Below are 12340 nucleotides of genomic sequence, written 5' to 3'. Positions count from 1 at the left end.
CCTTGTCGGTTGATGCCGGGTCGTACCCCGTTGACGGGACGACGCTCTTGTTTTCACCCCAGGCTCCGCTGGAGTGAGTGCACGGCACGCCAATCCTGGCGTGCCGTGCAAGGCGCTATGAGCATAGACAAGGATCTGGAGCTTTTACACGTTGGCGTGTCGTTTTATTACGAAAGCTGCATCAGACTTTTCAAGTAGTCACCGAACCCGCCCTGGGCGCGGCAGTCCAGGCGCGCACTGGTGACCACTTGCGGCGCATGGCTCCAGGCAATCGAGGCGCCGCAACGTTCCAGCTCGCGCACCAGTTGCACATCTTCATGGCAGGCCAGCGGTTCGAACCCACCGGCCTGCACGTAGGCGCTGGCGCTCACTCCCAGATTGGCGCCATGGATATGCCGATGCCCATCGCGAGCCTGGTAAGCCTGGTGATAACGAATCTGTGCCGCCGAGTCGAAGCCTTCGCTCCAGGCATCCACCGTCACCGTGCCACACACGGCATCGCAGCCCAGGGCCAGTTGCGCCACCAGCCAGTCAGGGGCCACGCGGCTGTCGGCGTCGGTGCAGGAAATCCAGCGTGCGCCCTGTTCCAATAAATACCGTGCGCCGTCGCCTCGGGCTTGCCCGACATTGCGCGCCTGCACCGGCAGGCTGTGCACCCCATGCGCCTGGGCGATCGCGGCGCTGCCATCGGTGCAGCTGTCGAGCACCACCAGGATCTGCACCGCTTCCCTCAGCAGGCCGGGATGGTTGGCGGCGATCTGCGCAGCCCTGAGGCAGTGACCGAGCAGCGCTTCTTCGTTGTGCACCGGGATCAGAATACCGATCATCGCAAACCCTCGTGGTGTGCGACCGAGGTACCGTCGCGGCTCCACAGGTCGAGCAGGAAATCCTGGTCATGATATTGCGCCAGGGGTGGTACACCCAGCCGCTGCTGGAGCAGGGCGTGCACCTGTTCGGCGGTTTGCGGGCAACCCTCGATGGGCGGGCGCCAATGGCAGGCCAGCAACTGACCGTCAGCGGTCAGGGCGGCGAGGGCGCAATCGATCAGGTGATGCAGGTCATCGGCATCCAGGTAATAACACAGCTCACTCAGCACGATCAGCTCGAACTGTCCGGCGGGCCATTGCCCGGGCAGGCGGCGCTGTTCCACCTGGGCATGGGAGAACGCTGCCAGCCGCGTCTGTGCCAGCAACACCGCCGCCTGGGACGCGTCGCAACACACCAGGCGATCGCAGCGGCTCGCCAGTTCAGCGCTCAATTCGCCGTTGGCGCAGCCAGGTTCAAGGATCGAGACGTAGTGCGGCCGGGTCAGCACGGCCAGTGTCACAGCGCGCTTGCGTTGTTCGTACCAGCGCTGACGAAAGGCCCAGGGGTCGTCGTTGCCGGCAAACAGTTGATCGAAGTATGGGGTTGCCACACTCATACGAACACCACTTCAAAAGGTTGCAGCAAACGCTCCACCACATAGGGCGCGAGTACCGGTGGCAGGCCGATTTGCGGATCGCCTTCCAGCTGGCTGGCGAAGGCGTGGATCGCGTGGCGTTTGCGCGCCACGGCCTCGATGGTCAACGGGATTTTGCGCGCCCGATGCCAAGGCACCATGTCGTCTTCAGCCGTGGCCCAGTGCCAGGTCCACACCGGCAGCTCATACAAGGTCGCGCCGACGGCCTGGGCCGCCTTGGCGCTGGCGCGGCCTACGGCTTCATGGTCGCAATGGCCGTCTTCGCGCCAGGTGGCGAACACCACGTCGGTGGGTTTGAGGTGGCGCTGGATAAACTCGCACAGTTGGGCTTCGTGCTCGGCCACTTTGCTGTCGGCAAACCCGGCGCGCAGCCATTTCAAACTGTGCAGCGGCAGGCCGAGGCGATGCAGGGCCTGGGCCGACTCCTGGGGGCGCACCACACTCAGGCGCTCCACCGGCCAGCGCCGGGAGCCGGGATGGCTGGCACTGCCGTCGGTCACGGAGATCAACTGGATGGGCCGTCCCAGCGCTGCCAAACCCTGCAGCAGGCCACCGCTGCCGAGCACTTCATCGTCCGGATGGGGGGCGATGATCACCGCGCGATGCCCCTCGGGTACCAACTGGGCGACGCTGATGTGCGGCAACTCGGCCAGCCGCGTTGAGGTTTGCCAGTGATTGAGCGATGTACCTTGGCCGACAATCGGATTGGGCTTCATAACTGCCACCTCCCTGTGGGTTCGCCGGCAACCTGTTCGCCCAGGGCGGCAAGGTCGCGTTCGGCATGGCTTTGGCGCACATACACCGGCAAATCCGCCATCAACTGGGCAAAGTGCGGGTCCTTGCAATAAGGCCCCGCACCGACGCCACGGCCAACGTGATGCATGACTTGTTCGACAGTGTTCTCGATACAGGCCCGTGCCTGTTGCGCCAGTTGCCGGGCATCTGCGCCGGGCTCGCGGTCGATCTGCTCGGCGCTGGCGCGCAGCACGCAGGCGGCACTGTTGAGGGCGCTGTCGACGGCGCCGAGATGGGCCAGGGCATGGGGTTCGGGGCGCTGGGCACAGTGGGCGCGCAACACTTCACCCAGGCGCTGCGCGGTGCCGTACCAGCATGCGGCGATGCCGATCCCGCCGTGCCAGAAACCTGGGCGGGACAGGTAATCGCCCGGGCCACCGACCGCAACACCCCAGGCCTCGCGAAACAGGACTTCGACGCTGCCCGTGGCCGCCATGCCCACGGCACTCCATCCCTCATCGGTGACCGTCACGCCAGGTTGATCCATTGCCACCGCCACCAGTTGCTGGCGATCCTCCTCGTCCCAGGCGGTCAGCAAGCCATGGCTGACCACCGCCGCGCCGGAGCACCACGCCTTGCGCCCATCTACCACGAGCCGCTGGCCAGCGTGTCGCACCCGCACTTTGGCCGTCGGCGGCTCAGACGCCCACATGCCCCATGTACTGCCCAGCGGCGGCAGCGGGCTGTCGAGTTCGGCAATGATCGCCAACGCATCGGTATGGCCTTCGAACAACTTGCACAGGCGCAAGTCATGCCCCGCCACCTGCGCCAGCCCACTGAAGCGGGCCAGGGTCTGGCCACCGCCGGGCAGCGGCAGTTGATCCAGACCTTCTTCCTGGAGCGCCTTCAGTGCGTCACCCAGGGCCTGCGTATCCGCATAACCCCGGTAGCCCTGAAGGAAACCGTGCAACGCCATCTCACACCTCGCCTTCGCGTTGCAGTTCAAACAACAGCAGCGAGCGGCCGGTCACCGCGTATTCATGCTCGAAATCAAAGCGCTCCTGACCGCGTACGGCCGGGTCGTTGGTGTCGAGCATGCAGGTCCAGAACTCACCCTCTGGCACCGGCGGCAGGCGGAAATTGACCATGTCGTGATGAGCATTGACCACCAGCAGCAAGGTAGCGTCCGCACCGGCACGCCGAATTCCGGTTTCCTGGGCGCGGCCATCCATCAGCATGCCCAGGCAGCGGCCCTGGCTGTCTTCCCATTGCTCGGTGGTCATCTCGTTGCTATCCGGCGCCAACCAGGTGACGTCCTTCACGCCGATATCTTCGTTGTAGTCGCCGACCAGGAAGCGCCCGCGGCGCAGGATCGGATACGCCAGGCGCAGCTTGATCAGGCGCTTGACGAACTTGAGCAGGGCCTTGCCGTCGTCGTCCAGGTCCCAATTGACCCAGCCGATCTCACTGTCCTGGCAATAGGCGTTGTTATTGCCATGCTGGGTACGGGCGAACTCGTCCCCGGCGACGATCATCGGCGTGCCTTGGGCCAGCAACAGGGTGGCGAAGAAATTGCGCATCTGGCGCAGGCGCAGTTCGTTGATTTCCGGATCGTCGGTGGGGCCTTCGACGCCGTGGTTCCAGGACAGGTTGTTGTTGCTGCCGTCCTGGTTGTTTTCGTCGTTGGCCTCGTTGTGCTTGTCGTTGTACGAGACCAGGTCGTGCAAGGTGAAACCGTCGTGGGCGGTGATGAAGTTCACCGAGCTGTAGGGCCGACGTCCGCGATGATTGAACATCTCGCCCGAAGCGGTCATGCGCCCGGCGAAATCCGCCAGTTGGCCGTCGTCGCCTTTCCAGAACGCGCGCACGGTATCGCGGAAGCGGTCGTTCCATTCCACCCAGCCTGGCGGGAAGTTGCCCACTTGATAACCACCGGGGCCGCAGTCCCAGGGTTCGGCGATCAGTTTCAACTGGCGCAGTATCGGGTCCTGACGGCAGGCGACGAGGAAGCTGTGGCGTTCATCAAAGCCATCGCGGTAGCGCCCCAGAATGGTCGCCAGGTCGAAGCGGAAACCGTCCACATGCATCTCGGTGGCCCAGTAGCGCAGCGAGTCGGTGACCATTTGCAGCACGCAGGGGTGGCTCAGGTCCAGGGTGTTGCCGGTGCCCGAATCATTGATGTAGAAGCGCTTGTCATCGGGCATCAGCCGGTAGTAGGAGGCGTTGTCGATGCCGCGCATGGACAGGGTCGGGCCGCGCTCGTTGCCTTCGGCAGTGTGGTTGTAGACCACGTCGAGGATCACCTCCAACTTCTGCTCATGCAGGTGCGCGACCATCTCCTTGAACTCGGCGATCTTGCCGCTGGCCAGGTAACGAGGGTCGGGGGCGAAAAAAGCAATGCTGTTGTAGCCCCAGTAGTTGGTCATCCCTTTTTCCAGCAGATGCTGGTCGTTGACGAAGGCGTGCACCGGCAGCAGTTCGACCGAAGAAATACCCAGCTGGCGGATGTGCTTGAGCACGTCATCTTCCATCAGACCGGCGCAGGTGCCGCGTACCGACTCGCCCACCGATGGATGGCGCATGCTGATGCCGCGCAGGTGGGTTTCATAGATGATCGTACGGTCCCATGGCACCCGTACCGGTTGATCATTGCCCCAGGTGTGCGCCGGGTCAATGACCTTGCACTTGGGCACGAAAGGCGCGCTGTCACGCTCATCGAAGCTGAGGTCGTCGTCCGGATGGCCGATGGTGTAGCCAAACAGCGCCTCGGACCATTTGAGCTCACCCACCAACTGCTTCGCGTAGGGGTCGATCAGCAGCTTGTTATGGTTGAAGCGATGACCATTGGCCGGGTCATAAGCGCCATACACGCGGTAGCCGTAAATCAGCCCGGGATGGGCGTCGGGCAGGTAGCCGTGGAAGATCTCATCGGTGTATTCGGGCAGCTCGATGCGCTCCAGCTCTACTTCGCCGGCATCGTCGAACAGGCACAGCTCGACTTTGGTGGCATTGGCCGAGAACAGTGCAAAGTTGACGCCCAGGCCGTCCCAGGTGGCGCCGAGGGGGAAGGGCAAACCTTCACGAATCCGCGACGGTTCATGTTCCGGCGTCGCTGTGGTTTTATCGGGTTTGCTCATTGAGTTGCTCCTGCAAGGGGTCTTTTTTCGGGCCGAACGCGACCGTGCTGACGGTGCTTCAGCGCATGGCATGGACGGAAAAGGGCCTGCAGCTCGCGATGCGGGCTGCAGGCCCTGGCAATCAAGGGGCAGGCGGCTTCGGCTTTTTCGGCGCGGCTGGTTTTTTTGCCGCAGGCTTTGCGGCGGAAGGCGCAGCAGGCTTAGGCTTTGCGGCGGCCTTGGGCGCGGTTTTCGGCTTGGCGGCTGGCTTGGGCTTGCTGGGGGTCAGCGCTTCGGCTTCGGCCAGCTTGCGCGCCATTTCCCAGTGGCGATCATGTGCACCGTCAGGCTTACCTTCAGACTCCCAGATCTGATGCGCTAATTCGCGAATGCGTTTGTCTTCTTTACTCATCACAAACTCCTCACAGAAAATATTCAGCTTTCTTGATTATCAGGATTGATAAAGACATTGACCGGGAGATCCCCCAGGGCAGCGCTGATTAACAGCTCCTTGTTGGGTGTGACTGCGCGTGTTTGAAAAAGTCCCTTCCAGTTTTGTGTTGTGGCGGCGAACGGTAATTTAACCCGCGTATCGCCCCAAACCGGCGCATTGATCTGGGGAAACATGCCGTTTTCCAGCAGTTGATAAGGCCAGCGCGGTACCACCACCAGCAGCTGCTGGCCTTGATGTTGGCGATAGAACGCGACCACCCGCTCGGCATGCTGGCCGACCACTTCCAGCGCGGTATAGCTGCCGTAGCGGAACAGCTCGGGACAGGTTTTGCGCAAGCCCAACACCTGGGCGATCAACGCCTGTTTGATACGCCCGTCACGCCAGTTGAACAACAGTTCGCCGATATCCGGTGGGGTATCGAGCGCGTGTTGGCGCGCAGCGAAATCCACCGGGCGACGGTTGTCCGGGTCCACCAGGCTGAAGTCCCAGAACTCATCGCCCTGGTACACATCCGGTACGCCCGGCACGGTGAGATGAAGCAAGGTTTGCGCCAGCCCGTTCAGGGCGCCGGCGGGGGCGATGGCTTGGGCGGCGCTGTCCAGCGCACGACGCAATGGCGCACCGGCTTCACTGAGTAACAGGCGCTTGAGGAACCCTTCCACACCTTGTTCATAGGCGTCGTTGGGGGCGCTCCAACTGCTCTGCAACTTGGCCTCGCGCAGGGCTTTTTGCTGCCACTGCCAGAGGCGCTGCTGGTAGGCCTTAAGGTCTGGGTTGTGCTCCAGCGGCCAGCTGCCGAGCAACACCTGATACAGGATCAGCTCGTCACCGGCCGAGGGGCTATCAGCATTTTCCCGCAAGGGCGCGGCCAGGCTGCGCCAATGCTCGACTTGTTCGGCATACCAGGGCGCGCACTCGCTGAGCACCGCCAGGCGCGCGCGGGTGTCTTCGCCGCGTTTATGGTCGTGGGTGGCGGTGGCCAGCAGGTTGTCGGGGAAGGCCTCCAGGCGTTGTTGATTAGCGGCGTGGAAGTCCGCCAACGGCGCATTGAACTGTTCGGTGCTGAAACCCACATCATTACGCGACAGCAGCACTGCCGAGCGATAGAACGCGGTGTCTTCCACGGCCTTGGCGGCGGCGGGCGATGTCAACTGCTGGAAGCGCACGCAGGCATGCTTGAGGATCTTGCGCTCACGGCCCACCGGGCGATTGCGCCAAGGCTGGCCGCCCAGCCATTTTTCCAGATGCTCAAGCACCGGCCAGTCGCCTTCGTTGAGGGTGCTGCGCGCACCGTCCATGGCCTGCTGGAATATCTTGTCGTCGGCCGCACTGCGGCCCCTGGCACTGATGTAGGTGCGGTACACCGGGAAGTGCACGATCAGTTCCTGCAAAGCCCGGCGGATGGCGCCCAGGGTCAGGTCGCGGGTCATCACATCGTCGCGGGCCACTTGCAGCAGGGCCTGGGCTACGCTTTCGAAGTCGCCGCCCAACGAGCCATTGAGGATCTGCTGGCGTGCCAGCCGGGCCTCTTCAATAAACGCCGAAGGGCGTTCGCTGTGCCGCGTCCACAACTCGGCCAGCGGGGCAAAGCCATCTGGATGGTGCTGCAGCAATGACAGTTGGTTCATGAATTCGTAGCCGGTGGTGCCGTCCACCTGCCAGTCTTCACGCAGGGTTTCCCCTTCACCAAGGATCTTTTCCACGAAGATCGGCAAATGGCGCTGGGGCGACAAAGCATCCACGCGGCGGCGCAACTTACGGCAATAACCACGCGGGTCGGCCAGGCCGTCGATATGGTCGATGCGCAGACCGTCCACCAGGCCTTCGCTGATCAGCTCGAAGATCTTGCCGTGGGTGGCTTCGAACACCGCCGTGCGTTCCACACGCAGGCCGCCCAGCTCATTGACGTCGAAGAAGCGCCGCCAGTTGATATCGTCAGCGGCGGTGCGCCAGCTGGCCAGGCGGTAGGCCTGTTGCTCGAGCAGATGGTGCAGGCGCTCGAACCCCTCGGGCTGGCGACCGTCGAAAGCGACCAGCCGCTGCTCGATAGCCGGCAGAACTTCGGTAGCGCGTTCGGCCAGCGCTTGCTTGAGCCAGGCGGCTTCGGCGTAGGCGTCGTCCTGATAGGCGAGGGCGGCAAAGCGCTCGGCCAGCGGCTTGAGCCCCTCGTCGTGGCCAAGGATCAAGGCGTAGTCCCTTGGGCAGATCGGAAAGCGATGTTCGTAGTGCTCGGCGTAGAAGGCGCCGTGAGCGGCATCGAACTTGAGGGTCAGCGTGCCGCTCTGCAGGGCTTCACCGTAATCGCTGCCCAGGAAGGGCATGAGCAGTTGGCCTTTGAGCAAGGGGTCGGGCGAATGCCACTGGATATCGAAGAATTCGCTGTAGGGGCTCAAGCGGCCCCACTCCAGCAGGTCCAGCCACCAGGGGTTATCCGCACCGCCCACGGCCATATGGTTGGAGACGATATCAAGGATCAGCCCCATGTCATATTCGCGCAGGGCGGCGACCAGGCGCCGCAGCGCCGCTTCGCCGCCCAGCTCCGGGTTGACACGGGTGGGGTCGACCACATCGTAGCCATGCATGGAGCCGGCGCGAGCACTCAGCAACGGCGAGGCATACAGATGGCTGATGCCAAGCTGGGCGAAATACGGCACCAGCGGTACCGCGTCATCAAGGGTAAAGTCTTTATGAAATTGCAGGCGCTGGGTTGCGCGCAGGGGCAGTGCTTTCATCGGTCACGCTCATAAGCTTGGTTGCGCGCTACCGCCAGCAGTTCGAGGCGGCGCGCAGCACTATTATTGTCGAGCAGGCTGGCGGCCTCGCCTGGCAAGCGACGGCGCCAATTGGGGTGGGTGTCGAGGGTGCCGGGCAGGTTGGCTTGCTCTTGGATGCCCAGTGCGTCCTCCAGCGGCAGCAGTACCAGTGGCGCACGGGTGTGCCCCAGGTAGCGCACACTGGCGTCGATCATATGATCGGTGTCGTTGCGGATCTCATCGACAAAGTTCTGCGGGTCCTGGCCCAAGGCTTGGCGCAGCGCCTGGCGTTCTTGCAGGCGGTGCTCACTCCATTGCTCCACGGTCGGCGCGTCGATCAGGCCGAGTTGGATATTCCATTCGATATCGCGGCTGTGCCACCAACCGTTGAGCGTGGGCAAGTCGTGGGTGCTGGTGGTGGCCAAGGCGTTGTCAGGCCAGTCCAGGATCGGCTTGAATTGGCCTTCATGGTTCTGTTCGAACAGCAGCACGCGCATGCCCAGGATCGAGCGGGCGCTGAGCTTCTCGCGCAGGCCGTCGGGCACGGTGCCCAGGTCTTCACCGAGGACGATGGCCTGATGGCGGTGGGATTCCAGGGCCAGCAGGCGCAGCAGGTCGTCCACCGGGTAATACAGGTAGGCACCTTCACGGGGCGAGGCGCCCAAGGGAATCACCCACAGGCGTTGCAGACCCATCACATGGTCGATACGCAAGCCGCCGGCATGGGCGAAGTTGGCCCGCAACATTTCGATAAAGGCGCGAAAGCCGTTGCGCTTGAGGCCTTCGGGGGAGAACGCGGAGATGCCCCAACCTTGGCCCGCACGGTTGAGAATATCCGGCGGAGCGCCAACCGTGAGATCGGCGAGCAGTTCGTCCTGACGGCTCCAGGCCTGGCTGCCGCCGCCGTCCGCGCCGACTGCCAGGTCGGCGATCAGGCCGATGCCCATGCCGCTGCCACGGGCGGCTTGTTGTGCGCGCTCCAGGCTGCGGGCGATCAGCCATTGGGTGAAAGCGAAGTAACCGATCTCATCGCGGTTTTGCTCGGCGAACTGCGCCAGGGCCGGGCTTTGAGGGGTGCGCCAGGCTTCGGGCCAATGGCGCCAGTCGAGTTCTTCACCGGCAGCGGCGCGCTGAGCTTGTATGGCTTCGAAACGGCAGTGGTTCTCCAAGGCTTCGCCGCCGCACTGGCGGAAGCTCTGGAAGTCGGCATGCTGTGGGTGCGCGCCGTGGCGGAAGTCTTCATACAGCGTGCGCAACAGGTGTTGCTTGGCCTTGGCGGCGGCGGGCCAGTCGATCAGGGGCAGTTGCTCCAGGGCGTGCAGTTCGTCCGTCAGCCCGGCAGCCTCGATGGCATTGCGCACTTCACGCTCGCCCAGGATGCATGCGGGCGAAGCATACAGGCTGTTGAGAAACAGGCGGCTGGACGGCGAGTAAGGGCTGAAACGTTCGGTGTCGGCGCTGAACATCGCGTGCATCGGGCTGATCGCCACCGCCTCGGCACCGCGCTCGGCGGCCGCGCGCACCAGATGCTCCAGGGCCAGGGTGTCGCCGAAGCCGCCATCGCCGAGGCGGCGCAGGGCATACAGCTGCGCGCTCAGACCCCAGGCGCGGGCGGGGCGGCTGTCCACCGCGTCGGCCACGCTGAAGCAGTGAGCGGGGGCAACGGCCAGGGTGAAGGTTTGCCCGTCGATATGTACCTGATGGTAGCCCAGGGCGATCACACCGGGCAGCACGGCATCACCGTCGAGGCGCAGCTCCAGGGTTTCACCGCCTTCGAGGCTGACGCGACACGGGGTGTCCGGTGCAAAGTAACGCGCCAGGTCCAGGCCTTCACCGCTGTCGGTGGTCATCAACGGCGGCAGGTGGGTGTCTTGTTGTACTTGCTCAAGCTCGCGCAGGCTGGCGTCGATCTCCGCATCGGTATCGGCCGGGTGCCCCAGCCCTTTGAGGACCGCACGCAGGGCATCGGCTTGCACATGTTGCGGGCGACCGTTGGCATCGATCCAATCGACGGCCAGGCCCGCGCGGCTGGCGAGTAGTTCCAGGTTCGCTTCGCTCAAAAGTGTTCTCCAGCAGGGGATAGGGACACGCGGGCGCTATGGGGTGGCAACTGCGCACCTTGCTCGGCCGGTGTTTGGAAGATGAGGTGTCGAGGGGCCGGGTGGTCGAGGGGCAGTTCGCCCAGGTTCAGGTCGATCTGCAACAGGCTGCCATTGCCCAGGCGCCAACGCGCCGTGACGGCGCCCTCGGCCAGCACCTGCGCGCCCAGGGCCACGGCGCCGGGCAAATGCGGTGCCACATGCAGGTGGCGCAGGCTCAGCAGGTGACGGTAGAGCTGGGCGTGGTCGTTCTCGACAAATGAAGGCATTGATTGCAAAAAGGTGGGCAGCGCGTTGGGATCGGGGATGCGTTCGCGTTGCTCGGGGTCGTGAAACGCGGCGAAATCAGCAAACTCATTGCGCCGACCTTCGCGTACCGCCTCGGCCAGTTCGCCATGATGATCGGTGAAAAACAGAAAGGGTTCGGCGGCGTTGACCTCATCGCCCATGAAAATCATCGGAATCATGGGGCCCAACAGCAACAGGGCGGTTGCCGCTTTCAGCGCCTGGGGCGAGCACAGCTGGTGCAGACGCTCACCCAGGGCGCGATTACCGACCTGGTCGTGGTTCTGCAGGAACGCCACAAAGGCGCTGGGCGGCAGATCGGCACTGGGTTCGCCGCGTGCATGTCCATGACGGGTGATATCGCCCTGGTAGATAAATCCTTCGCCCAGGCAGCGCGCCAACTTGGCGGTAGGCTGTTCGGCAAAGTCGTTGTAATAGGCATCGGTTTCGCCGGTCAGCAGTACATGCAGCACGTTATGAAAGTCGTCATTCCATTGGGCGTCGAAATCGTCCTTTAACAGGCTGGCCTGGTTCAGCTCGTTTTCCAGCATCAGCCAGACGTGACGCCCGCTGTCCACTTGCTCACGCACTCGCTGCGCAAGTTCCTTCAGGAAACCGGGATTATCGATGGCGTGCACCGCATCCAGGCGCAGGCCGTCGAAGCGGTATTCCAGCAGCCACATCAAGGCGTTGTCGAGGAAGAAATCCCGTACTTCACGGCGTTCGAAATCGATGCCGGCGCCCCAGGGCGTGTGCACGTCTTCATGGAAGAACCCCTTGGCGTATTGGCCCAGGTAATTGCCGTCGGGCCCGAAGTGGTTGTAGACCACATCCAGGATCACGGCGAGGCCGTGGGCATGGGCGCTGTCGATCAGGTGCTTGAGCTGTTCGGGCGACCCGTATGACGCTTGAGGCGCGTAGGGCAGCACGCCGTCGTAGCCCCAATTGCGTTCGCCGGGAAATTGCGCCAATGGCATCAGCTCAATGGCGGTGATGCCCAGTTCGGCCAGGCGTGGCAAGTGCTTTTCGACTTCGGTGTAACCGCCCATGGCGCCAACGTGCAGCTCGTAGATCACTGCTGTATGCCAGGGGCGGCCCTGCCACTGGCTGTGGCGCCACTCATAGGCATGTGGGTCGACCACTCGGCTCCAGCCATGTACATCCACTGCCTGGGCCCTGGATGCGGGGTCGGGCACTGCCCGTTCCCCATCGATATTGAAGCGGTAGAGCGTGCCGGCAGGGCACGCCGTCTCGACTTCGAACCAGCCATCTGCCTGGGGCAGCATGGCAATGGATTTCCCGTGTTCCAATTCAACGCTGACATAAAACGCGTCTGGCGCCCACAGGGCAAAACGCGTGTGTTGCGCGTCCAGCATGATTGCGCCGTGGGGCGAGGTTTCCAGAGTCCGTAGTGGCATCTATGAAGCCCTCCCAAT

Annotated in this window: 9 protein-coding genes; all 9 read right to left on the bottom strand. The window is 63.5% G+C overall.

Annotation, left to right across the window (positions count from 1 at the left end; genetic code table 11):
* Positions 1-167: 167 nt before the first annotated feature.
* The 9 genes from QYQ93_RS15875 to treZ all read right to left on the bottom strand — a co-directional run bounded on the left by QYQ93_RS15875 (position 168) and on the right by treZ (position 12322).
* Entirely contained in the window at positions 168-827 is a 660-nt protein-coding gene (locus tag QYQ93_RS15875; protein ID WP_338475005.1) for a glycosyltransferase, read from the bottom strand.
* A complete protein-coding gene (locus QYQ93_RS15870) occupies positions 824-1423 on the bottom strand; it encodes an SAM-dependent methyltransferase (protein WP_338475004.1) in 600 nt (199 codons plus the stop codon). The genes QYQ93_RS15875 and QYQ93_RS15870 overlap by 4 nt, the downstream gene beginning before the upstream one ends.
* Complete coding sequence (locus QYQ93_RS15865) at positions 1420-2178, bottom strand: PIG-L deacetylase family protein (RefSeq protein ID WP_217883418.1); 759 nt, start codon at positions 2176-2178, stop codon at positions 1420-1422. Before QYQ93_RS15865 ends, QYQ93_RS15870 begins: the two co-directional genes overlap by 4 nt.
* Positions 2175-3173, bottom strand: a complete 999-nt coding sequence (locus QYQ93_RS15860) for an acyl-CoA dehydrogenase family protein (RefSeq protein WP_043047736.1) — start codon at positions 3171-3173, stop codon at positions 2175-2177. The genes QYQ93_RS15865 and QYQ93_RS15860 overlap by 4 nt, the downstream gene beginning before the upstream one ends.
* A gap of 1 nt (position 3174) precedes the next feature.
* Complete coding sequence (gene glgX, locus QYQ93_RS15855) at positions 3175-5334, bottom strand: glycogen debranching protein GlgX (protein WP_338475003.1); 2160 nt, start codon at positions 5332-5334, stop codon at positions 3175-3177.
* Between the two features lie 121 nt (positions 5335-5455).
* On the bottom strand, positions 5456-5725 hold the full coding sequence (locus QYQ93_RS15850; protein WP_043047733.1) for a DUF2934 domain-containing protein: 270 nt from the start codon (positions 5723-5725) through the stop codon (positions 5456-5458).
* Positions 5726-5748: 23 nt separating this feature from the next.
* Positions 5749-8499, bottom strand: a complete 2751-nt coding sequence (locus QYQ93_RS15845; protein ID WP_338475002.1) for a malto-oligosyltrehalose synthase — start codon at positions 8497-8499, stop codon at positions 5749-5751.
* Positions 8496-10580, bottom strand: a complete 2085-nt coding sequence (malQ, locus tag QYQ93_RS15840) for a 4-alpha-glucanotransferase (RefSeq protein WP_338475001.1) — start codon at positions 10578-10580, stop codon at positions 8496-8498. Before malQ ends, QYQ93_RS15845 begins: the two co-directional genes overlap by 4 nt.
* Positions 10577-12322, bottom strand: a complete 1746-nt coding sequence (gene treZ / locus QYQ93_RS15835) for a malto-oligosyltrehalose trehalohydrolase (protein ID WP_338475000.1) — start codon at positions 12320-12322, stop codon at positions 10577-10579. Before treZ ends, malQ begins: the two co-directional genes overlap by 4 nt.
* Positions 12323-12340 lie beyond the last annotated feature (18 nt).

Source organism: Pseudomonas khavaziana, assembly GCF_036704165.1.
GTDB classification, from domain to species: domain Bacteria; phylum Pseudomonadota; class Gammaproteobacteria; order Pseudomonadales; family Pseudomonadaceae; genus Aquipseudomonas; species Aquipseudomonas khavaziana.
This window is presented reverse-complemented; position numbering and strand designations above follow the sequence as displayed.